The sequence below is a fragment of the Bradyrhizobium cosmicum genome (genome assembly GCF_007290395.2).
Taxonomy (GTDB): Bacteria; Pseudomonadota; Alphaproteobacteria; order Rhizobiales; family Xanthobacteraceae; genus Bradyrhizobium; species Bradyrhizobium cosmicum.
Genome location: NZ_CP041656.2, coordinates 4,786,015 through 4,810,929, shown reverse-complemented (window position 1 = coordinate 4,810,929; position 24,915 = coordinate 4,786,015). Strand labels below are relative to the sequence as shown.

At 63.9% G+C, this 24,915-nt stretch carries 22 protein-coding genes; 12 read left to right on the top strand and 10 right to left on the bottom strand.

The window, feature by feature from the left end; translation table 11 throughout:
* The first annotated feature begins 207 nt into the window (after nt 1–207).
* The 10 genes from FNV92_RS23350 to FNV92_RS23305 all read left to right on the top strand — a co-directional run bounded on the left by FNV92_RS23350 (nt 208) and on the right by FNV92_RS23305 (nt 10,315).
* Nucleotides 208–1,362 (top strand): transporter substrate-binding domain-containing protein, encoded by a 1,155-nt coding sequence (locus FNV92_RS23350; protein WP_143844386.1) that lies wholly within the window; start codon nt 208–210, stop codon nt 1,360–1,362.
* Between the two features lie 2 nt (nt 1,363–1,364).
* Nucleotides 1,365–2,030: an ANTAR domain-containing response regulator gene (locus FNV92_RS23345; RefSeq protein ID WP_143844387.1), complete on the top strand. Its 666-nt coding sequence runs from the start codon at nt 1,365–1,367 to the stop codon at nt 2,028–2,030.
* Between the two features lie 10 nt (nt 2,031–2,040).
* Complete coding sequence (locus tag FNV92_RS23340; RefSeq protein ID WP_015687147.1) at nt 2,041–3,282, top strand: urea ABC transporter substrate-binding protein; 1,242 nt, start codon at nt 2,041–2,043, stop codon at nt 3,280–3,282.
* Nucleotides 3,283–3,375: 93 nt separating this feature from the next.
* Nucleotides 3,376–4,248 (top strand): ABC transporter permease subunit, encoded by an 873-nt coding sequence (locus tag FNV92_RS23335; protein ID WP_015687146.1) that lies wholly within the window; start codon nt 3,376–3,378, stop codon nt 4,246–4,248.
* A gap of 15 nt (nt 4,249–4,263) precedes the next feature.
* On the top strand, nt 4,264–5,328 hold the full coding sequence (locus tag FNV92_RS23330; protein WP_143844388.1) for a branched-chain amino acid ABC transporter permease: 1,065 nt from the start codon (nt 4,264–4,266) through the stop codon (nt 5,326–5,328).
* Nucleotides 5,328–6,044 (top strand): ABC transporter ATP-binding protein, encoded by a 717-nt coding sequence (locus FNV92_RS23325; protein ID WP_143844389.1) that lies wholly within the window; start codon nt 5,328–5,330, stop codon nt 6,042–6,044. The genes FNV92_RS23330 and FNV92_RS23325 overlap by 1 nt, the downstream gene beginning before the upstream one ends.
* A 1-nt stretch (nt 6,045) precedes the next feature.
* Complete coding sequence (locus FNV92_RS23320) at nt 6,046–6,765, top strand: ABC transporter ATP-binding protein (protein ID WP_015687143.1); 720 nt, start codon at nt 6,046–6,048, stop codon at nt 6,763–6,765.
* Between the two features lie 24 nt (nt 6,766–6,789).
* Nucleotides 6,790–7,779 carry an acetamidase/formamidase family protein gene (locus tag FNV92_RS23315; RefSeq protein WP_015687142.1) on the top strand — a complete coding sequence of 330 codons (990 nt, stop codon included), beginning with the start codon at nt 6,790–6,792 and terminating at the stop codon, nt 7,777–7,779.
* Between the two features lie 13 nt (nt 7,780–7,792).
* Nucleotides 7,793–9,532: a nitrilase-related carbon-nitrogen hydrolase gene (locus FNV92_RS23310; RefSeq protein WP_143844390.1), complete on the top strand. Its 1,740-nt coding sequence runs from the start codon at nt 7,793–7,795 to the stop codon at nt 9,530–9,532.
* A 21-nt stretch (nt 9,533–9,553) separates the two neighbouring features.
* Nucleotides 9,554–10,315: an SDR family NAD(P)-dependent oxidoreductase gene (locus tag FNV92_RS23305; protein WP_143844391.1), complete on the top strand. Its 762-nt coding sequence runs from the start codon at nt 9,554–9,556 to the stop codon at nt 10,313–10,315.
* Between the two features lie 19 nt (nt 10,316–10,334).
* On the opposite strand, the gene FNV92_RS23300 is transcribed toward FNV92_RS23305, so the two are convergent.
* The 3 genes from FNV92_RS23300 to FNV92_RS23290 form a co-directional block, all read right to left on the bottom strand.
* Nucleotides 10,335–11,867, bottom strand: a complete 1,533-nt coding sequence (locus tag FNV92_RS23300; protein ID WP_143844392.1) for a glucosamine inositolphosphorylceramide transferase family protein — start codon at nt 11,865–11,867, stop codon at nt 10,335–10,337.
* 28 nt (nt 11,868–11,895) lie between these two features.
* The gene (locus tag FNV92_RS23295) at nt 11,896–13,065 is read right to left on the bottom strand and encodes a glycosyltransferase family 4 protein (protein ID WP_143844393.1); all 1,170 of its coding nucleotides are present in this window, start codon (nt 13,063–13,065) and stop codon (nt 11,896–11,898) included.
* A 226-nt stretch (nt 13,066–13,291) separates the two neighbouring features.
* Nucleotides 13,292–14,638, bottom strand: coding sequence for a lipopolysaccharide biosynthesis protein (locus FNV92_RS23290; RefSeq protein WP_143844394.1), 1,347 nt, complete (start codon nt 14,636–14,638; stop codon nt 13,292–13,294).
* Nucleotides 14,639–15,075: 437 nt separating this feature from the next.
* On the opposite strand from FNV92_RS23290, the gene FNV92_RS23285 reads away from it, so the two are divergent.
* Nucleotides 15,076–16,299 (top strand): FAD-dependent oxidoreductase, encoded by a 1,224-nt coding sequence (locus FNV92_RS23285; RefSeq protein WP_143844395.1) that lies wholly within the window; start codon nt 15,076–15,078, stop codon nt 16,297–16,299.
* A gap of 27 nt (nt 16,300–16,326) precedes the next feature.
* On the opposite strand, the gene FNV92_RS23280 is transcribed toward FNV92_RS23285, so the two are convergent.
* The 5 genes from FNV92_RS23280 to FNV92_RS34645 form a co-directional block, all read right to left on the bottom strand.
* Entirely contained in the window at nt 16,327–17,463 is a 1,137-nt protein-coding gene (locus FNV92_RS23280; protein WP_143844396.1) for a GNAT family N-acetyltransferase, read from the bottom strand.
* A 227-nt stretch (nt 17,464–17,690) separates the two neighbouring features.
* Nucleotides 17,691–17,972 carry a hypothetical protein gene (locus FNV92_RS23275; protein WP_143844397.1) on the bottom strand — a complete coding sequence of 94 codons (282 nt, stop codon included), beginning with the start codon at nt 17,970–17,972 and terminating at the stop codon, nt 17,691–17,693.
* An 11-nt stretch (nt 17,973–17,983) separates the two neighbouring features.
* Nucleotides 17,984–18,799 carry a MetQ/NlpA family ABC transporter substrate-binding protein gene (locus FNV92_RS23270; protein ID WP_143844398.1) on the bottom strand — a complete coding sequence of 272 codons (816 nt, stop codon included), beginning with the start codon at nt 18,797–18,799 and terminating at the stop codon, nt 17,984–17,986.
* Nucleotides 18,800–19,266: 467 nt separating this feature from the next.
* Nucleotides 19,267–19,998 carry a DUF3750 domain-containing protein gene (locus tag FNV92_RS23265; RefSeq protein WP_143844399.1) on the bottom strand — a complete coding sequence of 244 codons (732 nt, stop codon included), beginning with the start codon at nt 19,996–19,998 and terminating at the stop codon, nt 19,267–19,269.
* Between the two features lie 104 nt (nt 19,999–20,102).
* Nucleotides 20,103–20,672: a hypothetical protein gene (locus tag FNV92_RS34645; RefSeq protein ID WP_186355480.1), complete on the bottom strand. Its 570-nt coding sequence runs from the start codon at nt 20,670–20,672 to the stop codon at nt 20,103–20,105.
* On the opposite strand from FNV92_RS34645, the gene FNV92_RS23255 reads away from it, so the two are divergent.
* The gene (locus tag FNV92_RS23255; protein ID WP_143844400.1) at nt 20,671–23,775 is read left to right on the top strand and encodes a DEAD/DEAH box helicase; all 3,105 of its coding nucleotides are present in this window, start codon (nt 20,671–20,673) and stop codon (nt 23,773–23,775) included. The two genes, FNV92_RS34645 and FNV92_RS23255, sit on opposite strands and share 2 nt — an antisense overlap.
* 25 nt (nt 23,776–23,800) lie before the next feature.
* Here the strand turns inward: FNV92_RS23255 and FNV92_RS23250 are convergent, their stop codons facing one another.
* Nucleotides 23,801–24,019, bottom strand: coding sequence for a (2Fe-2S)-binding protein (locus FNV92_RS23250; protein ID WP_143844401.1), 219 nt, complete (start codon nt 24,017–24,019; stop codon nt 23,801–23,803).
* Nucleotides 24,016–24,852: a xanthine dehydrogenase gene (locus tag FNV92_RS23245; RefSeq protein ID WP_143844402.1), complete on the bottom strand. Its 837-nt coding sequence runs from the start codon at nt 24,850–24,852 to the stop codon at nt 24,016–24,018. The genes FNV92_RS23250 and FNV92_RS23245 overlap by 4 nt, the downstream gene beginning before the upstream one ends.
* Nucleotides 24,853–24,915: the final 63 nt, after the last annotated feature.

Below are 24,915 nucleotides of genomic sequence, written 5' to 3'. Positions count from 1 at the left end.
CACGAATTGCGGCAATCTTCGCTGCAACAACGCGCTTGACATAATAACCGATCTCAACGACCGTAATGCACGAGCGTCGGGCAAGGCAGCCCGTCAACGCGAACAAGTTCAAACCATTTCCAACGCCACGCAAATGCGTGTTTGGTTGGCGGCGAGCGCGCCCTCGGCTTTACAGCCGGCGGGCGCTTTTTTGTTTTGGATCGAGTGATGACGCGAAGACATTATCGAATTGGCGTGATGTTCTCGACGACTGGCTCCTACAGCGTCGTCGCGCGGTCGATCCTCAATGGCGCGTTGCTCGCGTTTGAGGAGGTCAACGCAACTAGCCAAGATATCGAGCTGGAGCCAGTGGTGGTCAATCCGTCGGGCGACCTCGCGCGCTATCGTTCGCTCAGCCTCGAGCTGCTCGGCTCCGGCATCCGCCAAGTGGTCGGCTGCTACACCTCGTCGAGCCGCAAGGAGGTGATCCCGTGTTTCGAGAAGTTCGACGGGCTGCTCTGGTATCCCTCGCACTACGAGGGTTTCGAGAGTTCCGATAACGTCATCTATACCGGCGCGGCGCCCAACCAGCACGTGCTGCCGCTGGTCGACTATCTGGCGTCCCGGGTCGGCTCGCGCGCCTTCTGCATCGGCTCGAATTACATCTGGGCCTGGGAGAACAACCGCATCTTCCGCGAGGCGCTGATCGCGCGCGGCGGTACCGTGCTCGCCGAGCGCTATCTCTCGATGGGCGATACCGAGGTCGACCAGGTCATTGCCGCGATCATCGAGCAACGCCCGGACGTCGTCTTCAACAATCTGATCGGCACCAGCGCCTATGCCTTCTTCCGCGCGTTCCGTGCCGCCTGCCGCGCACGCGGGATCGATCAGGCCGCGGAAATTCCTGTCGCGAGCTGCACGCTGTCCGAACCGGAATTGCCGGAGATCGGGCCCGATGCCATCGACGGACATCTGTCGTCGAGCGTCTATTTCTCGTCTCTGAATTCGCCGGAGAATGCCGCCTTCATCAATGCGTATGCGCAATCCTTTCCGGATGGACCGGTCTCTTCGGCCGACGCCGAGTCGTCCTATATCGCGGTCAAGCTGCTCGCGGCCGCATTGTCGCAGGCCGGCACCGACGATGCGCGCAAGGTGCGCGCCGCCGTGGCCGATCAGCGGCTGCGTGCGCCGCAAGGCGAGGTCCGTATCGACCGGCAGACCTTTCACGCCTGGCTCACGCCGCGGATCGGCCGCTCGTCCGTCAACGGGCAATTCGAGGTGCTGCTGGAATCCCGCGAGCCGATCGCGCCCGATCCCTATCTCGTCCAGTCGTCGCCGCGCTTTGCCAGCGCAATGCGCTCTCCGCTGTTGAAGGTGGTGTAATCATGAGCTCTCGACTGCTACAGAACTTCAAGGGCGGCCGCGCCATCGTCGTGACACGGCGAGGCGGATGGGAGAGCACGCTCGAAACGACGCTCGCCAAGCTTGGCGTCTCCACCGAATACCCCGAAATCATCGACGGCCGCGCGCAGATCGACGTGACGACCCTGCAGGCCGACCGCGACATTCTGTTCGTCGACGGCGATCTCGAAGGCGCCGTCGCCATCGAGGTCCATCCCGCCTCGCGGCTGCCGCCGGTGCCGGTGATCGGCCTTGTCGGCGTCGAGGCGCCGAGCCGGCTGAAGGCGCTCGTCAATCTCGGTGCGACCTCGTTCCTGCGCAAGCCGGTGCATGGCGGTGCGGTCTACACATCCCTGTTCATGGGCATCAACCAGTTCCTGCTGCGCGCCGAAATGAGCGAACGCCTGCAGGACCTCGAGGAACGCCGCCGCGGTCGTCGCGCGGTGATCCGGGCCGTGGTCCTGCTGATGCAGCAGGGCGGCCTCGACGAGGAAGGTGCCTATTCCCAGCTCCGTCGCGAAAGCATGCGCGCGCGGCAGAACATGGAACTCTATTGCGAGGAGTTCCTGAGCAAGCGGGCGAAGCCGCCCGATACGTCCGGCCGCACGACCGGCATCATGCTGCAAGGCGGCAACAAGCAAGCCATCTAGGAGAAGCAAAATGAGCAAGTCTGTATTGCGGGGGCTGCGTGCCGCAGCCCTCACGGGGACGCTTGTCCTCGGATCAGTCCCGGCATACGCGGCGGAGAACCCGATCAAGCTCGGTGTGCTGGAGGATCAGTCCGGCGACTTCGCCGCGGCCACGATCGGCAAGGTCCACGCCATCCAGCTCGCCGCCGAGGAGATCAACAAGGCGGGCGGCATCATGGGCCGGCCGCTGGAGCTCGTTCCTTACGACACGCAGTCCGACAACACCCGCTACCAGGAATTCATGCGACGCGTGCTCCAGCGTGACAAGGTCGACGTGGTGTTCGCAGGCTTCTCCTCGGCCTCGCGCGAGGCTTACCGGCCGATCGTCGATCAGTTCAACGGCTTTGCCTTCTACAACAACCAGTACGAAGGCGGGGTCTGCGACGGCCACATGATCGTAACGGGCGCGGTACCGGAGCAGCAGTTCTCCACGCTCATTCCCTACATGATGGAGAAGTACGGCAAGAACGTCTACACGCTCGCCGCCGACTACAATTTCGGTCAGATCTCGGCGGAATGGGTGCGCAAGATCGTCAAGGAGAACGGCGGCAAGATGGCCGGCGAGGAGTTCATCCCGCTTGGCGTCTCGCAGTTCTCCCAGAGCATCCAGAACATCCAGAAGGCCAAGCCGGACTTCGTGGTCACGCTGCTGGTCGGCACCGCGCAGGCTTCCTACTATGAGCAGGCGGCCTCCGCCAACGTCAACCTGCCGATGGCCTCCTCGGTCAACGTCGGCCAGGGCTACGAGCACAAGCGCTTCAAGCCGCCGAGCCTGAAGGACATGTACGTCACCACCAACTACATCGAGGAGATCGACTCGCCGAAGAGCAAGGAGTTCTACGCCAAGTTCAAGGCCAAATTCCCGAGCGAGCCCTACGTGAATCAGGAGGCGGAAAACTCCTATCTCGCCGTCTATCTCTACAAGCAGATGGTGGAGCGGGCGAAGTCGACCAAGCGCGAGGATATCCGCAAGGTGATCGCGTTGGGCGACGTCTGCATGGACGCGCCGGAAGGCAAGGTCTGCATCGACCCGAAGAGCCAGCACATGTCGCACACGATCTATCTCGCCAAGGTTGGTGCTGATCATTCGATCTCCTTCCCGAAGACCTGGGAGGACATCAAGCCGTACTGGCTGGGTGAAGCCGGCTGCGATCTGACCAAGAAAGATCCGATGGCGCAGTACACGCCGTCGAATCCTCCGCCGAAACCCTGACCGGCGGCTGGTCGCCCCGGCGTACCTGCGCGCCGGGGCGACCACGGTTACCCGCGACGGCAACGTCGTCCCTCTTATCGATTTGGTTGGTTCATGGACATCGCGACCCACGTCTTTTCGGCACTTTATCAATTCGGTGACGCCTTCGCGTTCCTGGTGCTCTCGGCCTGCGGGCTCGCGGTGATCTTCGGCATGATGGGTGTAATCAATCTGGCCCATGGCGAGTTCATCATGTGCGGTGCCTATGTCACCGCGGCGACCGTGCATGCCGGTTTGCCGCTCCCGCTCGGTATCCTGGCGGGGACGATCGTGTCCGCACTGGTCGGCGTGCTTGTCGAGCTCGCGGTGATCCGCCATCTCTACGATCGGCCGCTCGACACCATCGTCGCAACCTGGGGGCTCAGCCTGATCGCGACGCAGGGCACGCTGATCATGGTCGGCTCGACGATGGCGGGGGTCGGCACGCCGTTCGGCAGTTTCCAGGTCGGCGACTACTCCTATTCGATTTACCGCATCGTGCTGTTTTGCTCCGCGCTCGGCGTGCTCGCCGCGCTCTATGCGCTGTTCAACTGGACCCGCTTCGGCGTGCTGGCGCGCGCCACCATCCAGGTGCCGCACATGGCGGCGGCCCTCGGCGTCGATACGCGGCTGATCTACAGCCTGACCTTCGCCTGCGGCGCGGGGCTCGCCGGCCTTGCCGGCGGCCTCTATGCGCCGACCATGACGCTGGTGCCGACCATGGGGGCGACCTTCATCATGGAGGCGTTCGTCACGGTCGTGATCGGCGGCGCCGACGTTTTCCTCGGTACCGCGCCTGCCGGCGGCCTGCTCGCGATCGTGAAGTCGGGGATGACGTCCTGGCAGGGACAGTTGTTCGGCCAGATCGGCCTGCTGGTCGCCGTCATCATCGTGGTCCGGGTGCTGCCGAAGGGCATCTCCGGCTTCGTGCTGCGCGAACGCACCTGACGGAGTGATGGCGTCGTGACTGCTCTCGTTTCCTTTTTTCGCCGTCTTGAAGGCCCGCAGACCGTCGGTCGTGGTCGGGCCTTCTGGGGCCTGTTTGCCATCGTGCTTGCGATCGCGCTCGCCTATCCGCTGTTCAGCGACGGCTACACGGTCGGCAATACCGTCTACTTCTTTGTCTGGGTCTTCATCGCTCTCAGCCTGTGCCTGATCTGGGGCTATGGCGGCTCGCTGTCGTTCGGCCAGACCGCGTTCTTCGGCATCGCCGGCTATGGCTACGGGGTTCTCACCCTCAATTTCGGCTCGGCCTATGGCTTCACGCTGGTCGCGTTTGTCGCTGCAATCGCAATCGCGGCGCTGTTCGCGGTCCTGCTCGGCTATTTCATGTTCTTCGGCCGCATCGCTGGTGTGTTTCTCGGCATCGTCACGCTCGCCGTGACGCTGATGCTGGAGCGCTTCATGGCGCAGACCGCGGGGCCGGAATGGCACATCGGCAGCGCGAGGCTCAACGGCTTCAACGGCATGAGCGCCATGCCGCCGCTCACCATCCCCTGGCCGGGGGAGCCGATCGTGCTGTTCGCCGATGTCGGGCTCTACTATTTCGTACTCGGGCTCCTGGTCTTCGTCTATCTGGCCCTGCGCATCCTGATGAACTCGTCGTTCGGCAACGTCATCGTCGCCATCCGCGAGAACCCTGAAAGGGCGGAGATGCTGGGCTACGACATCCGCAAATACCAGCTCATCACCTTCGTCATCGGCGCCGCGCTCGCGGGGATATCGGGCGTGCTCTACACGGCGTGGGGCCAATACATCACGCCGTCGAGCATGGGCATGACGGCGGCGGCGCTGCCGCTGATCTGGGTCGCGGTCGGCGGCCGCAGCGACCTGACCTCGACCGTGGTGGGCACGCTGGTGGTGCTCGCGGCGTTCCAGGCGCTGACGATCTATGGCAGCCAGTACGCGCTCGTCTTCATGGGCGTCCTGCTCGTGCTCACAGTCCTGATCGCTCCGAACGGCCTCGTGCTCGGCGCGATGAACTGGCTCGGGCGGCTCGCAGCGCGCCTCACGCAGAGGGCCGGCTGATGTCGCTGCTCGAGCTGCGCGAACTGAACAAGCATTTTGGCGGCCTGCACGTCACCAACGGCGTGAACCTGACGCTCGAGCCCGGCGAGATCCATTGCCTGATCGGGCCGAACGGTGCCGGCAAGAGCACGCTGTTTCGCCTGATCCTCGGTGAGTATCACCCCGGCAGCGGCGAGATCGTCTTTGCGGGAGAGAACATCACCGCGCTGAAATCCTTTGCGCGGATTCACCGCGGCCTGTCGGTCAAGTTCCAGGTGCCGGGCGTCTTCAAGGGCCTGTCCGTCCGCCAGAACCTCGAGATCGCCCTGCAGATCCGGCATCGCGGCGCCGAGCTCGAAGCTGAGATCGATCGGCTGCTCGGCTTCCTCGGCCTTGAATCCGAGCAGGCGCAGACCGCGGGCAATCTCAGCCACGGCCAGAAACAATGGCTGGAGATCGGCATGGCGATCAGCCTGAAGCCGCGCCTCCTGCTGCTCGACGAGCCCACCGCGGGCATGTCGCCGGAGGAAACCCACATGACCGGCGAAATGGTGCAGCGGCTCAATGCCGGCGGCATGACCGTGCTGGCGATCGAGCACGACATGGCGTTCGTGCGGCAGGTCGCCCAGCGCGTAACGGTGCTGCATCTCGGCCAAGTGTTCGCGCAGGGCTCGATCGACGAGATCGTGGCCGATGAGCGCGTGGCAGCGATCTATCTGGGGCAGGCCCATGCTTGATATGCCGCGCAAGGAAGTGATCCTCTCGACGCTGGGCTTGCGGGCCGGCTATGGCGGCAAGCCGGTGCTCCAGGGCCTCGAGATCGAGGTGCGGGAAGGCGAGATCGTCGCCGTCATCGGGCGCAACGGCGTCGGCAAATCGACGTTAATGAAGAGCCTGATCGGGCTCGTGCCGGCGATGAGCGGCTCGATTGTCTATCGCGGCGAGGCCGTGGAATCGCTGCCGGCGCACAAGCGGGCGCGGCTCGGCATGGGCTATGTGCCGCAGGGCCGCGACGTCTTTCCGCGCCTGACCGTCGGCGAGAACGTCGCCGTCGGTGCCGCAATCAAGGGCGGCGGCATCCCCGAGGCGGGCCGGCGCAAGATCGTGGAGGCCTTTCCCATTCTCGAAGAGCGCTGGCAACAGCGTGCCGGCACCATGTCCGGAGGCCAGCAGCAGCAGCTGGCGATCGGACGGGTCCTGATAGCCGATCCGAGCCTGATCCTGCTGGACGAGCCGTCCGAGGGCATTCAGCCCAACATCGTCCAGGACATCGCGCGCAACATGGTCGAGCTCAACCGCAAGACCGGCGTGACCATCATCCTGGTCGAGCAGAATCTCGACATGATCCGCGCTATGGCGCAGCGCTGCTACGTCATGGACAAGGGCCGCATCGTCGCAAGTCTCGACCGTTCGGCGCTCGACGACGTGGCGGAGATGCGCCGGCACCTCGCGGTCTAGACAGTCCAACCAAGGAGAACAGCAATGGCCTGGCAAAACGAGTCGATCATGGCACGCAAAGGCGTCGCCAAGGGCGCGCGCGGCAAGGAATACACGATCACGGAAAGCGAGCAGGGCAAGTACCACTATGTGTACGGGCCCTATGTGGATTCGGTGCTGACCGTCGATCCCGGCGCGGTCGTCTCCGCTGAGACCCACGACGCGTTCGAAGGCGCGATCAAGCACGAGACCGACAGCCCGTCGAAAATTCTCAACTTCCCGTTCCTCAATCCGCAGAACGGTCCGATCCACGTCAACGGCGCGGAGAAGGGCGACACGCTCGCGGTCTACATCGAGAGCATCGTGCCGCGAGGGCCGCAGCCGCGCGGCACCACCGTGATCATGCCGGATTTCGGCGGCCTGGTCAGCACGGGGAATACGGCGCTGCTCAATCCCGCACTGCCCGAGCGCGTCAAGAAGCTCGAGATCGACGCCAAGACGGGCACGAAGTGGAACGACAAGATCACGCTGCCCTATGAGCCCTTCATCGGCACCATCGGCACCTCGCCGGAGATCGAGGCGATCTCATCGCTCGTTCCCGACTATTACGGCGGCAACATGGACCTTCCGGATGTCGGCGTCGGCGCCGTCATCTACCTGCCGGTCAACACCAAGGGCGCGCTGCTCTATCTTGGCGACTGCCACGCCGCGCAGGGTGACGGCGAGCTCTGCGGCGTCGCCATCGAGCATCCGACCGTGACCACGGTGCAGATCGACCTGATCAAGAACTGGACCATCGCCTGGCCGCGGCTCGAGACCAAGGATTTCATCATGACGATCGGTTCGGCACGGCCGATGGAGGATGCGGCACGCATCGCCTATCGCGAACTCTGCCGCTGGATGGCGGCCGATTACGGCTTCGATGAGATCGACGCCTATATGCTGCTGACCCAGGCCGGACGGATGCGGGTCGGCAACATGGTGGACCCGAAATATACGCTCGGTGCCTCCATCAAGAAGTCCTATCTCGTTTGAGGCCAGCCGGATCATGTCCACCAAGCACAAGGTCGCCGCCATCCAGTTCGAGCCGACCATGTTCGAGAAGGAGCGCAACATCGCGCGCCTGCTCGAGCTCTGCGAGCAGGCGGCGGCGGCCGGTGCCAGGCTGATCGTCACGCCGGAAATGGGAACGACCGGCTATTGCTGGTTCGACCGTGCAGAGGTCGCCCCCTTTGTCGAGACGATCCCGGGGCCGACCACGAATAGCTTTGCGGCGCTGGCGCGCAAGCACGGCTGTTACATCGTGGTCGGCATGCCGGAGGTCGACGAAGACGGTATCTACTTCAACTCGGCCGTCCTGATCGGGCCCGACGGCATCGTCGGCTGCCATCGCAAGACGCATCCCTATATCTCCGAGCCGAAATGGGCGGCGGCGGGCGATCTGCACAACCAGGTGTTCGAGACGCCGATCGGGCGGATCGCGCTGCTGATCTGCATGGATATCCATTTCGTCGAGACCGCGCGGTTAATGGCGCTCGGCGGCGCGGACGTCATCTGCCACATCTCGAACTGGCTGGCGGAGCGCACGCCGGCGCCATACTGGATCAGCCGCGCCTTCGAGAACGGCTGCTACGTCATCGAGAGCAATCGATGGGGTCTGGAGCGCTCCGTGCAGTTCAGCGGCGGCAGCTGCGTGATCGCGCCGGATGGGCAGGTGACGGCCGTGCTCGACAAGGGCGACGGTGTGCTGATGTCGGAGATCGATCTTGACGCAGCCCGCGCGCGCCGCGTGCTCGGCGAGACGGTGTTCGCACAGCGTCGGCCGGAGCTTTATCCTGAACTGCTCACCGATACGTTCAGCTGGAATCCGCGTGATTTCTTTGGGCTCTATGGCCGCGAGCCGTGGCCGACGGGCAAGACATCGCAAGTCAGCGTCGCGCAATTTTCACCTCGCGATGACGTCAGCCAAAACCTTGGCGAGATCGCAGCGCTCGCGCGCAAGGCCAGGGACGAGGGCGCGGAGCTGGTGGTCTTTCCGGAACTCGCGCTGACGGGACTGGCCGATCCCGCGAGATCGGCGCAACCGATCCCGGGGCCGGCGACCGACAGCCTCGGCAGGATTGCAGGCGAGCTCGGGCTCTACCTCGTCTGCGGCCTCGCCGAGCGTGACGGCGATCTGTTCTACAACAGCGCCTGCCTCGTCGCGCCCGACAGTAGCATCTCGGTGTATCGCAAGACGCATCTCACCGCCGACGAGCGCAGCTGGGCCACCGCCGGTGACGGCTGGACCGTCGTCGACACCCCGATCGGCCGGATTGGGCTGCTGATCGGTCATGATGCGTCGTTCCCGGAGGCGGGGCGGGTGCTGGCGTTGCGCGGCTGCGATCTCATCGCGTGCCCCGCCGCGATCAAGGGGCGCTTCAGTTCGTCGCATGCCGGCACGCAGGTCGATCAGCCGGCACCGATTCCGACCGGGCCGGATCCACATCACTGGCATCATTTCCGGGTTCGCGCCGGCGAAAACAACCTGTTCTTCGCCTTCGCCAATGTCGTCGATCCCGAGCGCGGTTATCCCGGGCTGAGCGGGGTGTTCGGCCCCGACACGTTCGCGTTCCCGCGGCGGGAGGCGATCGCGGCCGGCGGCACGGGCCTTGCAACCGAGCTGGTTGACACCACCAATCTCGACAGCGTCTATCCGACCAACGTCGTGCGGCGAAAGGATCTGGTGTCGATGCGCATGCCGCACAGCTATCGTGGATTGGTCAAGGCGGTCGCGAACAATTACTGAATCAGGAAAAGGAATTCAGCCATGGATCTGGGACTCAAGGGCGCCAAGGTTCTCGTCACGGGAAGCACCAAGGGAATCGGCCGGGCGATCGCCGAGACGTTCGCCGCCGAAGGCGCCGATGTCGGCGTGTGCTCCCGCAATCTGGCCGAGGTCGAGAGCACGGTCGCTGCGCTCAAGGCCAAGGGCGTCGCGGCCTATGGCGGCGCGGTCGACGTCGCCGACGCGGCTGTGCTGAAGGCCTGGGTGGGCGATATGGCCTCGAAGCTCGGCGGCATCGATGTCGTCGTGGCCAATGTCAGCGCGCTCGCGATCGGCCAGGACGACGAAAGCTGGGAGAAGGAGTTTGCGACCGACATGATGGGCACGGTCCGGCTGGTGAACGCAGCCATGCCCTATCTGGAGAAGAGCGCCGCCGGCGCGATCGTCACCATATCGAGCGTCTCGGGGCGCGAGGTCGATTTCGCCGCCGGTCCCTACGGCACCTTCAAGGCGGCCATCATCCATTACACGCAAGGTCTCGCCAATCAGCTCGCCGGCAAGGGTATTCGCGCCAACTCGGTTTCGCCGGGCAACACCTATTTCGAGGGCGGGGTCTGGAACATGATCAAGGACAACAACCCCGAGCTTTACAAGACCGCGCTGGCGCTCAATCCGACCGGGCGAATGGGCACGCCGCAGGAAATGGCCAACGCCGCCGTCTTCCTCGCCAGCCGCGCCGCGAGCTTCATTACGGGGACGAACCTCGTCGTCGACGGCGCCCTGACGCGCGGGGTGCAGTTCTAGAACGAGAGGCCAGTGCCGTTCAGGCCGTGTGCGGGCTGGTCCGCGGGGGCAAGACCGCCGATGGGAATCTGGCTGCGAAGGCGCGGGTCTTGGGCTGAACGCGCGATCCGTCGATCACCTCGAGCCGGCCGCAGCGGTTCAGTGTGTGCAGCTTTCGTCCGGGCCACAGCGGTCCGGGCTTGAGCGAGTGGCGGACGATCTGCTTGAACGTCGTCGGCGACAGTTCGACAATCTCCGCCAGAGCGAGCGCCGCGCCATATCCATCGGCGCAATCCTGCACCGGCCGCCACAATTTGCCGTCCATGGTGACGAAATTCCCCGCCGGCCGCGTGCTCGCGCGGTCGATCATGACCGGGTTGCTGGCATGGGGCGTCCAGGGGCCGAGCAGGTGGTCAGCGTAGTAGATCGCCAGCGAATCCGAATAGCCGCCGGTTCCGTCGCGCCAGGCTCCGAACAGATAGTTCAGCCCGTTGTGCCGCGTGATCGTCGCGTCGGCGATCTCGAGGCCGGAGAGCAGCGTCGCGTGCCGCTCCCATTTGTCCGGGAACCGGACGCATTTGTAGAGCGCGACGTCGCCATGGAGCGAGCTCTCCGGGATCATCCACAACTCGCCGTCATCCTCGATCAGGAACGGATAGGAGAGATGCCAGGGCTCCTCCAGCACGGGCACGACGTCGCCGACCGGTCCGGTGTCGCCGAACTCGATCGCCGAGATGATGCCTTTTCCGACCCGGTGATCGAGGTCTTCAAAGAAGACGAATGTTCGCCCCTGCCAGGTGATGGGAAAGGGATCGGCGTAGAAATGGTTTCCGGGATCACCCAGCACGTTCCATGTGGGCCCGGAGAGATCGCCGGTCTGCCAGACGCCGGCGCCATCGTTGAAGCGCCATCCGACGTGCCAATGCGGGGCATAGCAGCAGAGGCGATAGATTTCCTTGGCGATCGATACGGCGAGGCCGCGTGCGACAAAGGCTGCTGGTCCACGCCCGTTGCCGCTCCGTGCAAGACGCGCCAGCTGCAGCACGATGCGCGGGCGTCCCGACAGGATCGCCGCCACCATGGTCAGTGTTCGCGCCATGATCGTTTCGAGCCCGCCGCTCAGGCCGGCCGCAATCTCTGCGGACGGGTGGCCACGATCGAGCACGGCACCGTCGATCTCGTTGACGATCTCGATGACGGGCAGGTCGCCGCCGAGAACGGCGGCGAGTGCGGCGTTTTCGCCCGCGGCTCCGTTGAACAATGGGCGTAGATAGAGCCGGGCAGAACAGTTCGGATCGCGTGCGGCGCTCGTGAAATCGACGACCACGTCGGCCGTGCCGATACGCGCCTGCGCCTGGTCCGGAGTTATCGTCAGCCTGTCGGCGCCGCTGGGCTTGCCCTTGTGCAGCACCAGACGCTCCAGTCCGAACAGCGCGTCGAGACCTGCGGGCCGCGGCTCGGTGGTCGCCGTCCACGCGATCTGAACCGGGACGTCCCGGCCGTCGATCGACAGCGTCTCGCGGTGCATCCACCGCCGCGCATGGTCACGTTCGCAGCGAAACTCGATGATCATGTCGAGCCAACCCGTTCAAAGCGCATGGTCAGATCACCTGGCCGAGGATTCGAACGTATTCCTCCACCATCGCATCGACCGAATAGCGCAACCTCAGCCCTTTGGCGTTGTGTTGCAGTTCGTCGCGCAGTGCCTGGTCGGACAGGAGCCTGGAGACGGCAGCCGACAGCTTCTTCTGATCCGACATATCGACAAAGAGCGCCGTCGGCTTTCCCTCGAAGGACAGTACCTCGCGCAGCACGGGAAGATCCGTGACGACGGAGGGAACGCCGGCGTTTGCGGCTTCGACCGCGGCCAGACCAAAGGTTTCGGCCTGCGTCGGAAACACGAACACGTCGAGGCAGGCGAGAAAGCCGGCGATCTGGCGCGGAGCGATTTCGCCGAGCAGATGCAATCTGTCCGAGACCTTCAGGGAATCCGCGAGCTGCCTCAGCCGCGGCTCGTCGGCCCCTTGGCCAGCCAGCGCGAGATGCCAGGACGGCTCGTCCGGCAACAGCCGTATTGCCGCATCGAGCCGCTTGTGCGGGTGCAGCCTCGCCGCGCAGCCGAGCAGGACTCGGTCCGGCGGCAGATTGAAGTTTTGCCGCGCGTCGTCCTTCGACAAGACCAGCGCCTTGTCCTCGAAGCCGTGCGGCACATGCACCATCCGCGACCGGTAGGCCGCGGGATAGTGCGAGTATTCGCGCTCCATGTCCTTCGAGTTGAGCGTGATGCGGTCGAAGAATCCGGTGCTGCCCATGGCGATGTCGGCGGTGCGGACCGGCCAGCTCATCGCCAGCGCGGATGAAACCTGGTTGGCGACAACCGGCGCGCGGCTGACGAGACGCGTCATGCCTGCGCCGATGACGTTGCCGAAATGCTGGAATGTCAGGACGGCGTCGGGCCCGATCGTCTTGATGTGGCCGCCGAGCCTCCACAGCATGCGCAGCAGCGCCAGCGGATTGCCCGGCCGGCTCGTCGCGCAGTAGAACGTATCCGGCGGCTCGTCGAACGAGTCCGATTTGCGGAAGAAGAACAGGTTGGAGACGCGATGGCCGCGCGCAGAGAGGCCGGCGCCCAGCAACCTGGAGATTTCCTGCGCGCCCGCGTTCTCGGCCTGGGTCTGCACGAGTAGCACATGCAGCTTTCGCTCGCCGCCATCGAGCGGCGCGAGCGCTGTCGCAGTCGTCTCGTCCCTGTTCGGCTGGTAGTGCAGCACGGATCCCGACTCGCAAAAGAAAGAAACGAATTCTTCACCTTCTTGATCCCGTACCTATCATGCAGGCCCGCGGGAGACATCGACTAGCGACAAACGGAGTTAATGCGGAACCTGCTGATTGCCCTGTTTTTGCAGGAGTTGCGCAGTCCCCAAGAGGCGCGTGCAGCACAGGCGTTAACCCAGTTGGCATGCGCGCGGTCCCGGATTGGCCAGGCCGATTGGGCGCCTACTCGGCCGAGTCGGCGCCGCGGACCGCGTAGCTGCCGCGCTTCCATGCAGAGGAGCGCAGAAGCACGAGAACGGAGGGATCGACCCCGGTTCGCCTCCGGCACAGGATGTTGAGGGCGACGGTCGTGAGCGCCAGTGACACGGTCGCCGCGATCGCTGCACCCAGCACGCCGAGCCAGGGAATGAGCACGACAAACCCGACCAATCGCAGCGCGACGTTCGCGGCAACGACCGGGACATAGATGCGCTCATGGCCGGTCAGCTGCAGGATTGCCGCGGATGGACCGCCCGCAGCCTGGATGGCCGTTCCGATCGCGAGCACGATCAGGACCGAGTGCTGGGCGGTGAAATGCGGCCCGAACAAATTGAGAAGATAGGGGCCGCCAATCCAGATCAGGGCGAGGCCGGCAGCCACGCAGAGCGCCGTCACCTCCGCCATGAGCCTTAACGTTCGCTCGAATTCCCCGTGGTTCTTGCTGAAGTACAGCGAAGGAAGCCGGCGCGCACCGAACGTGTACAGCGCGGCGGACAACATGGCGAAGATGTTGGCGAGGCGTGACGCCGCAAAGTAAATGCCTGCGGTCGCAGGATCCATCATCCAGTAGACCAGAATGACGTCGAAATACTGGTTTGCGACCTCAAGGATCGACGCGACCCAGAAATGAAACGAGCTCGATCGCCAGCGGGATCGCTCGGAGCGCGCGGTCGTGCCGCGCAGATCCGGCAGCGCCCGCGCGATCGCAATGATCTGCACGATCAGGCCCAACGACATGGCCATCGTAATGACCGCGATCAGCTCGGTGGGATCGAGCTGCTTGTGACCGAACAGCATCGCGAGCAGGAACAAGACCACGATCACCCGCCAGAAGAACTCGCGGTTGCCTTCGCCCATGAGAATGCTGACCAGCGAACGCGCGATCTGGCTGCCAAGCATCAGTCCGGCGCTCACGGCCGTGTAGGCCGAGACCGTGAGGATCAGCAGCCACCAATCGCCCCGGAGATTCGCGACCAGTGCGACTGCGGCGATCGCGATTAGCATCGCGACGCAGGCGATCTTCAAACTCGAGAGGAGGACGCCTTTGGCGAGGTCGGGCCTGTCTACAACCTGATACTCATTCAGGAATCGCACCAGCAGCGATTCCTGGCCGACCAGCCCCACGACCGCCGCGATCTGCGCAACTGAGAGCCAGGTCGCAAAGATGCCGAATCCGTCCGGTGTCATCGTTCGCGCCGCGAGCGAGAACAACGCAAAGGCGAGTGCGCCGCTGCCAACCTTGAGCAGGATGGTCCCGACGACACCGCGCGTTACGTCGCGCCGCAGAAACTGAACAATGGTGGTGATCATCAGTGATACGCGGCGTCCCGCGAAGATACCGGGTTCAAGTACGGCGCCAACCTAGCATGGCGGGAAATTGCGAGTGTTAATGCGCGCTTCGTTGAGCCAGTCGCCTGTGGTCGACGAAGGTCGTAAGTTGCTGCGTCACCGTGGAACAGCTGCGTCCCGCTTGTCCCGGATCGATGCTGCATCGACGCGCGATAAGAGGCGGAGCTGGGCGGTGCTCGGCTGTTCGAGCTTCGGAATGGTCCTGAGAGAGGGATTGGCGCTGCCGATCGGACGAGAGAAGGGGATTCCAGACTGTTCCGAGCAAGGCGCGTGCCGCGACAGGTTTGTCCCGCACCCCATTAACCTCAATCTCTGGAAATGATCGCCTCCGACGCTGCGATACGACATCAGGCGAGAGAATTGCACATGGAACCACAGCTGACGGTGGAGCCCAGACCATGACGACGGATAGAGCCGTGACCAAGCCGGGCGGTATTGCCGGAATCGCGACGATTGTCGCTGATATCGCGATCGTCGGCGGTGGCCTGGCGGGATCGCTTGCCGCTGCGGTGCTTGCGCGGGCGGGGCATCGCGTCGCGCTCATCGACAAGCGCGCGGTGCATCCGGATGAATTCCGGGTCGAGAAGATCGGCGGCCAGCAACTGGAGATGTTCCGCAAGCTGGGCTTCCTCGAGGCGCTCGAGAACGTCGCTTGCCGATATGATCGGGTGCTCAACATTCGGGAAGGCAAGGTCGTCGATGTCAGCGTCGGCCAGGCCTACGGCTTTTCCTACGCCAATCTCGTTGCGATGGCGCGCAGCCGGTTGCCTGATCGGTCCAGCCTGATCGTCGACGAAGTCTCCGCAATCAGCTGCAGCGACGATGTGCAGCATATCGAGCTTGCCTCCGGAAAGCGCCTGGACGCGCGCCTTGTCGTTCTCGCCACCGGCATGGCGAGCGCGCTCGGCTACAAGCTCGGCATCAGGCGGCGCGTGCTGGCCGAACGTCACTCCGTTTCATTCGGCTTCACGATCGCCCGCGAGGACGGCGGGCCGTTCGATTTCGAGGCGCTGACCTGTTATGGCGAGCGCACGGCCGATGGCATCGACTATCTCAGCCTGTTTCCCGTGCCATCAGGCATGCGGGCCAATCTCTTCATGTTCCGCGACCCGACCGATCCGATCATGCGTGAGCTGCGCCGCGAACCGGAGGCGACCGTTTTGCGCCTGCTGCCGGGACTATGGCCTTACCTGGGCGACTTCCGCGTGACCGACAAGGTCCAGAACTGGGTGATGGACCTGACCGTGGTGGAAGGACATTTGCAGCCCGGAATCGTCCTCATCGGCGATGCGTTCCAGACCAATTGTCCCGCCGCCGGCACGGGCGTCGCCCGCCTGCTGGTGGACGTCGATCGTCTCTGCACCGAGTACGCGCCGCGTTGGCTCGCAAGCGCGGGCATGGGCACCGAGAAGATATCGCAATTCTATTCCGATCCCGACAAGGTCGCGGCAGATCAGCGATCGCTGAAGATGGCGCACTTCCGCCATGCCCTGACGTCCCGCAGCGATATCGGATGGGATGTGCGGCGCCGCCTGCACTTCCTGCGTCGCAGTCTCACGCACCGCGTCGATCAGATGCATCCGGGCTGGCTTGGACGTGTTCGCGGCGCGCTGCGCGCCTGAATTCGTCGCCCTCTTGCCCGCCACCGGTCAGCGCGTGGGCGTTGGGGTGCGGGCCGGCAGGAGCCTGAAATCCGATAGCCGCTTGGCCGCGAGTTTGAGCCAGGGTGCCTGTTTCAGCGCGAACAGGCTGATGGCGCCCGCGGTGCTGCCGGCCTGCGTCACCATCCACATCGGCGAGGGCTGCCCACCGAACAATTTCTTGTAGGGCTCGTCGCCGATGGTGAAGTCGAGCATCTGATCGCCGCGCTCTATGCAATCCCTCGCGACCTGCTCGAACATCAGGGATCCCAGGGACTGGCTCTTGTACCCCTCGATATCGAAGGCGCTCATGATGATGAGGAAGCTGCCGCGGTGGCACAGGCCCAGCACGGCCGCGATCACGTTGCCGTCCATCTTCATGGCATAGAGCCGGACCAACGAGCCGAGGCCACTGAGCGCGATGCCGGAATAGAAATCGTAATATTCGGGGCGCTGCAGCAGGTCTCCGTCGCCCTGCGCCTGAAACCGAGGGCCGCGAAACTGCTTCATCGCGTTCATCGCCTCGAGAATGGAGGCGTTGTCGTCACAGCATGAAAAACTCAGCGCGCCCTTCTTCTGGAGCTGGCGATGCTTCTTGGCGAGCTCTTTCTGATAAGAGCGATCCAGCGTGCTGGCTCGCCATTGTTCGAACGGGGCGACGAGCACGGTCGCATAGGCATTCGTATCCATCGACACCCGGCGCGGTGCGCCCAGGAGACTTTCGATGGGGAGCCGTCCGTCCGGCAGCTTGGTCATGCGGAGCAGGTCGAACGGTCTGACGAGGCGCCGAATGTCTTCGCATGCAGCTTCGTCCTCCAGCAGACTGGAAAACACCTCGGGATTGCAGACCGGCGCCAGATAGTCGGAAACACGCAGATCGGCGAATTCAACGGTGCGGACCGGACCGCGGCGGATTCGGAGCAGGGGCAACACCATCGCCAGCGCCCCGGTCGCGCGGCGGCGGACCACGACGACGAGCGGCTTGGCCCCCGCATGGGAGGCGAGCCTGGCGTAGAGGCCGTCCAGCCACAGCGGATGCTGAAACGCGGTCGCGGCCGAGCTGTCGAACAGCTCCGCGTATTCCGGAGACAGAAAATCGAACGCCTGCTCGATGGCGATATCGAATGTGTTGCTGGGCTTATTCATAAATGACCAGGGCGACGAGATGGCCCGGAAAAGTCGATCGAGCCGGACCCGCTCGGTTTATAGCAGGGTCGTGGCGGTCGAGACACCGGCGGGCTGCGATTTGGATTAATGCAGCCGGGGCGGGCCCGTATCGTTACCAAATCGTTAAATCCCGCGCGCTTCCTTCGGCGCGGGACATCAGGATCGGCACGCGCTGACGAACGGTCGGCGCGCATCTCGCCCGGCGGTTAGTCCGCTGCCAGCAAAGCGAGCACGTCGTCATGCCGCAGGCGAGGCGCCGAAGCTGCGCCAAACGGTCTGCGGCATTCGGAAGCCGAGGACAATACCGGCATGCCCATGCCTCCGACCGCGGCGTATATCAGCGCATGGTCGTTCTGCGTCTTCGCATGCCAGCCCGTCATGAGCCCCAGGGCGAACAGGAGTGCCGTGACCAGGATGAGCGGCAGCAGAACAACTTCACTGACGTCGCCCCTGTTGATCGCCCGGGGCATCCGCAATTCATGGGCCATCTGCGCCAGCCTTATTTCAGATAGTCCGGCAGGGTGAAGCCGTCATAGAATCGATCCGACAGGATCGCCGTCTTGAAGGTCGCGGACTTGTAACCGGCGACGATGTCCTGCGCCCATGGTGCGTTGGCGTTGGCCTGCTTCACGGCAACGACGTTGATGTAGGGCGCCGTCATCTTTTCCAGCGCAAAGGCGTTGGTCAGCTTCAGCCCGCTATAGATCGCGAAATTGCCCTGGACCGCGGCGAAGTCGACGTCCTCCAGGGCCCGCGGGGCCTGCGCCGCCTCCAGCGGAATGATCTTGATGCCGCCGGGATTCCTGATCACGTCGAGTTCGGAGACATCCACCGGCTTGCTGTCGCGGATTTCGACCAGGCCGAGGTCGCGGAGCACCCATAGCGCGCGCTGAAGATTGACGGGATCGTTGGGCACCGCGACGCTCGAACCCGGCTTGATCGGCGTACCCAGCGGATGCTTCTTCGAGTAGAGACCCATCGGCGGAGTCGGGACGTGGACGATGCCAACGAGATCGGTCTTCTGCCGCTCGTTGTAGGAGTTGAGGAAGATCGTGTGCTGCATCACATTGGCATCGATCTCCGACTTGAACACCGCGTTGTTGGCCTCGAGGCCTGTCGAAAATTCGACGTAGCGGATGCTGTAGCCCTTCTTCTTGAGCTCGGGTTCGACACCGACCTTGAACTCGTCGATATACGGGCCGGGCACGAAGCCGACCTTGAGTTCGGCCTTGGCGGGCTGCTGCGCAAGAGCGCTGCCCGCGACGAGCTGGGAGAGGATCGTGAGGCTCGAGAGGAACGACCAGGCTTTCTTCATTTCAGCGGCTGCTTGCTTTTCTTGACTGCACTGGAGCAAACTTTATGGCGCCAGCACGCGGAAAGTCGATGAAATGGATTTGCGTTGTTGCGAACCATGCGAGCATGAATCTAACGGCGATGACGCCGAATGGAGATGATGCCGCGAGCCGGTGGCAAGGGTTACCGCGAAGCTCGATCGATCGCCCTCCAGCCGTGGCCTTGGCGCCACGCCGGCTCCTTTTTTGACCGCGACCTTCTTGCCCTTGTGGTCAGCGACTCTCTTTGCCGTCGAAGCCCGATGCCATCAGGCTTGTCGGAGCTTTCTCTCGTCCCCGCCGGATTGCGTCTGCTCTGCGCCGGCTGGCCGATTTGATCAAACCTCACGGCAACTTATGCACCGTCACCTCCAGCCACCGGCCGGTGGCCGTTCTACTGTGCATGGGGTTGTTTTTCGGATTTTATCTGGCGAGGGCGTTGTCGGCCGACTTACAGACCGGCCGCTATCCCCAGCCGGCCGATGCCGGGAAGCTTGAGCGCCGGCCGCCTGATGTCCACGCCGAGCACCGCGCCGAGGAAATTGAGCTCGATCCCCTCGATCCAGCCGACCGTCATGCCGAGGTAACCCGAGAGCGAGGCGTAGAGGCCGGTGCCGGACGGGGTGATGCCGGCCCAGCGTCCGCTGTAGGGATAGTCCTTGCCGACCGCCGTCGGAGGAAGGACAGCACGAAGCTCGGGGACGGCGTCCAGCGTCGCCTGCACGAAGGTGTTGGAATTCGGTCCCGGCCAAGCGCTGTAGTCGCCATAGGCGCGGAACTTGTAGGTCTCGACGACGTGGCGGATCTTGGGAATCAGGTCTTCGGCGAGAGCGCCATCGACCGCCACGATGGCTTCAGGCATGGCCCCGAACCAGCGGCCGTCGGGTGCAAATCCGTTGCTGCGGATCGGGTCGCCCCACGCCGTGTAATCGTATCGGTTGTAGCTCGACGCGCCCTTTTCCTTGACGACGATCCAGGTATGGACGGCGAAAATGCCCCGCCACCGCACTGTGCGCGCGGCAAAGACCCGGATCAGCGCCTCCGGATTGTCGGATGCGGGCGGCAGCAGGCCGGCGCTCGAGCGATCTGCCGTCTGCCAATTGCCGCGGCCATCGCCGAACATAAAATAGCGGCCGGCCGACAGTCCTATCGGCAGGAAGATCAGCAACAGGAAGAGAATCAAGACTTTCCTCAATGGCGAATGGCTGTCAGATGGGACGACACCGTCAAATATAGTTCGACCGGACCGCCGTACCAGCGCTTGCATTCGAGCCGCCCGGCCATATCTCATTGCACATGATGAAACTGTCCCTCGTCGAAGATCAGGCCATCCAGGCGCGAATCGCGTCCATCGCGGGCGCCGAGACATTCGATCGCCTCTTCGCCGGAATCCGATTCGACGAAATCGACGGCAATCTGCTGTTTGCGATCGCCAGGGACGAAGACTGTGCGAGCGAGATCGAAGACGAATTCTCGCATCACCTTGCCGTTGTCGCGACGCAAATCCTCAAGCAGAGCGTCGACGTGGTCGTGGTGCTGCCAAAGGTCCTGCAATAGCCTCCGGTTGCCGTCAGGCCGTTTTCCAGAGACAGTTTTCCGAGGAGCGCTTTGCAAAGCTTGCGTCTCCGCTTTCCAATGCCATCGCGAAATTGTAATGACGTCCCTGGGCCTCGGGGCCCCGCGTGCGTTGTGGACGGAGCTCGGCTGAGGGCTCGCCATCGCACGCCCATTTTTACGAAAAAATGATGGATACAAATTGGCGGCCACCAAGAAAGCTCGCGCCGCGGCGGGCGCGATAAAGACCAAAAGCAAGACGACATCGCGTTCCGCGATCTCCTCCTCATCGCCTCTCGGCATGCTGGCTCTCCATCTGCTCGAGCAATGGAGCAAGTCGGGCCGCGACGGCCTCGTCTTCCTCTGCGATGACGAGAGCAGGGCGGAGCGGCTGGGGGGCGTGATCCACGCGCTCGATCCCTCGGTCGAGGCGCTGGTGTTCCCGCGACTCAACAATTTGCCATTCGACGGTCTGGAGCCGTCGCGCGAGATCGCGGGCCGGCGGAGCTCGGTGCTGCGGCGTCTTGCCAGGACGAAGAAGCCTGTGTTCCTGGTGTCCACCGCCGAGGCCATCATGGAACGGCTGCCGCTGCCGGCGAACTGGTCGAAGACCAGCCTCAGCTTGAAAGTGGGCGCGGCCTATTCCGAGCAGGAGCTGGAGCGCCGCCTGGAAGCTCTTGGCTACGATCTCGACGAAGAGGCGGATTATCCGGGAGGCGTCCTGTTCCACGGCAAGACATTCGAAGTGTTTCCCGCCGGCGCGCTTGGTCCGTTCAGGATCGAGCATTCCGACGGCGCTCTCCGCCGAATCGTCTCCGTCGATCCGGTCGAACATGAAGTCCTGTTCGAGACCAGGGAACTGCTGATCGATCCGATGTCCGAGCGGATTGCGTTTGGGAACAAGCGCGGACAGCGGGCAACGCTGCCGGATTATTGCAGCCGTGCGCGGTGGATCGCGGATGCCGGCGTGCTGGCCCACGCCGAGAGCTGGCTCGGGACGATCGAGGAGGCGGCCGGCCGCAGGGATGCGGAGCGCGACTATCTGGGACAGGCGGACTGGAAGCGGCTGAAGAAGCGCATGAGCGTGCTGCCGCAAAAGTCGGCCTTCACCCCGACGCCGGATTTCTCGAAGGCCGCCTCGCCAAGAAAGATCCTTCGCGCGTTTGTTGCCGATATGCGAAGCGCCGGATCGCAACTGCTCCTCGTCGCGGCGGTCGAGGACGACCTGCGCGCGATGGAGCGGATGAGCGGCATCAAGGCGGAGCGCTGTGCCGATTGGAACGAGGCGACCAAGGGACGCGATCGCGAGACGGCGCTGCTGGCTGACTTCGATGCCGGCTTCATCGGGGCCGGCCGCAAGCCCCTGGTCGTGGTGACGGCATCCGACGTGCTCGGCAGCAGGGCCCATCATCCGCAGCCGATGGCAAAGGTGTGGACCACCGCGTTCGATCATCCTGATGTGCCGTCGCGCGGCACGGCGGTGGTCCATTTGCAGCGCGGCCTGGCCGTGCTCGACGGCCTGCAGATATTCGATATGGGGAAGGGCGCACGGCGCGAGATGGTCAGACTGGCGTTCGCAGGCGACAACGCCGTTCTCGTGCCGCCGGCCGATCTTGCCCTGATCTGGCCGTATGCGGCGGAGCCCGGCAAGCTGACGCGGGACAAGGCGGACGGAAGCACGTGGTGGGCACGCCGGACCGAGGCTGAAGCGGAAATTCAGATTGCCGCCAAGGCGCTCGCCAAGCACATCAGCCAGCGCCACCGCCGCCGCGCACCTAAGCTGGTCGCGCCAGGGCAGGCCTATGAAAGGTTCGTCGCACGGTTTCCGTATTTCACCACGGTCGACCAGGCCAAGGCCATTCAGGACGTCCTCGACGATCTGGCGGCAGGTCACCCAATGGACAGAGTCGTATGCGGCGATGTCGGGTTTGGAAAGACCGAGGTGGCGTTGCGCGCGGCGGCCGCGGTGGCGCTGTCAGGGAAACAGGTGGCGATCGCGGTGCCGACGACGGTCCTGGCGCGGCAGCATGTCGAAACCTTCCGTAAACGCTTTGGTCCTCTCGGCATCGAAGTCGGAAACCTGTCGCGCGCCACCTCAGGCCCGGAGACGAGAGAAACGAAAGAGGGCTTGCGAAATGGCAGGCTGAAAGTCGTGGTCGGCACGCAAGCGCTCTCCGCGAAGGACGTGAAGTTCGCGGATATTGGTCTCGTGATCATCGACGAAGAACAGCATTTCGGGGCGGCCGAGAAGGCCAAGCTTTCGGGGCTGGCGAAGAATGCGCATACGCTCTGGATGAGCGCGACGCCGATCCCGCGCACGCTCGCTGCGGGACTAGCGGGCTTCAGGGATCTCAGCGTGATCGCAACGCCGCCCGTTCACCGGCTTCCGATCGTGACCAAGATCGCCCCGCTTTCGGATGCGGCGATCGCCGGAGCATTGCTTCGCGAGCGGAGGCGGAATGGGCAGAGTTTTCTGATCTGCCCGCGCATCCAGGATCTTGAGCCGATGCTGGTACGTGTGCAATCGGTGGCGCCCGACCTGCGCATCGTCTGTCTCCATGGCAGATTGCCTGTCGACGAGATCGACGAACGGATGATGAGTTTCGTCAACGGCGAGGCTGACGTTCTCCTCGCGACAAATATCGTGGAGAGCGGTCTCGACATTCCGCGCGCAAACACCATCGTCGTGTGCTGGCCCGAGAAGTTCGGTCTCGCGCAGCTCCATCAGCTCAGAGGACGGGTCGGGCGTGGCGGAACGCGTGCCTTTGCATATCTGCTGACGGAGTCGGCTTCGGAACAATCCGAAAAGCGTCTGGCCGTCCTCGAGGAGTTCAGCAAGCCCGGCGCCGGCTTCGCCATCAGCGAGCGCGATTTGGACCTTCGAGGCGCCGGCGACCTGTTCTCGGAGCAGCAGTCCGGGCATGTCCAGGTGTTCGGGCCGGTGCTCTACAGTCATCTCCTGAAGCTGGCCTCCGAGCGAGCCAACGACACCGGCGCCTTTCTGTGGGTGCCCGATCTCAACCTGCCGTGTGCCGACACGTTGCCCGAAGGCTACGTGCAATCCGAGGCAATGCGGCTCGAGATCTATGGTCGCGCTGCGAGGTGCCGCAACGAAGACGATCTTGTGGATCTGGAGGAGGAGATCTCGCGCCGTTTCGGCAAGCTCCCTCCGGAGGCGCGCGATTTCTTTGCAGCGGCGAGACTCAGGCTCGATTGCAAGCGGCGTGGCATCGTCCGGCTCGATGTCGGACCTGAGGCCGTCGCCGCGACATTCCTTCCCGGGCGACTGCGCAAGACGAGGGCGCGGTCGCTCCAGCGCGATGGCGATCGCGTGGTCTACGCCGGCGGGGGGCACGAGGATACGTTCGACCGGGTGGAGGAACTGATGGATCTGCTGGACGAGTGAAGAGAAGCGGTCGCAGGCTGGGCAGCTACGGCCGGGGGGCTATCTCCGCGTCCCCCGGATATTGTGCGCAATCAAGCGATCGTTCCGCGAGGATGCGCCTTACGGAGTGGGAGCAATGCCCGCACCGGACAGTGCATCCGAGGCAACCGTAGACCTGCGCAGCCGAACACAGACCATCGTCCGCCGACACAACGACGCTTCTGATGTCGTGATCGCTGATGACGTTGCAGGAGCAGACGATCATGCCGGATTCCGTTGTGTGACGCTTCGGACGGCGCGAAGCCTGACGGCCGAGGAGGTTGCGTTCGCAATCGCCCGCCCACGGTGGTCTATTCCGGTCCACTGGGCGTGGCGTCCGCGCGGATCGACCTCCAGCAGCTTGACGCCGGCCGGAACTTCGCTGCCGTCACGCGCGATGCCGCGCAAGATGCCGTCGCGCGGTGCGACCACCGGAATGCCGGAGAGGTGACCAAGCACGAGATCCTTGTAGACGCGGGTGCCGATCTCGATCGGGGTATGCCAGCGGCCTGCGAACGGTGAGTAGACAAAGCGTTCGGCGCCGACATCACCCAGCGAACTCGCCACGTTGTCGGCGGCATCGGTCCAGTGCTGATCCGTGACCAGCCCGATCTTGCCGGGGCGGGTCTCGACCGCGACATCGCAATTGAAGTTCGACGAGAAGCCTGGGCCCAGTCCGATGCTCAACCGGGCGAGGCGCCGGAGGTCGGGTGTAATCCGGCGCTTCTGAAGGCGCGCATCGATCAGAACATCGATCTGGCGTACCGGAAGCAGATCGAGCAAGCCGAGCCAGGTGACCAGGACCCGCGACGGCTGGCGCAGGGCCTGGTAGACCTGCAAACCATCGTCAACGCGCTCGGCGATGACATCTTCGACCTGCGCGGTGTCGGCGAACAGCGCGTCGTGGAATGCCATCTTGCGCCGGATCACGGGCGGATCCGGATCGTGCGACAGCACCACACAATATCCGATATGCGCAAGCTGGACGCCGATCGCGGAAGCGATCTCGTTGGTACCGAGGATAACGGCAAAGAGTTGTTGGTCGTTCGTTTGCGGCATTTGAAACCACGTTTGCAGACAGGAGCGTCAAGCCGGGACGCGGGCGACACAGTCTCCGCAAGG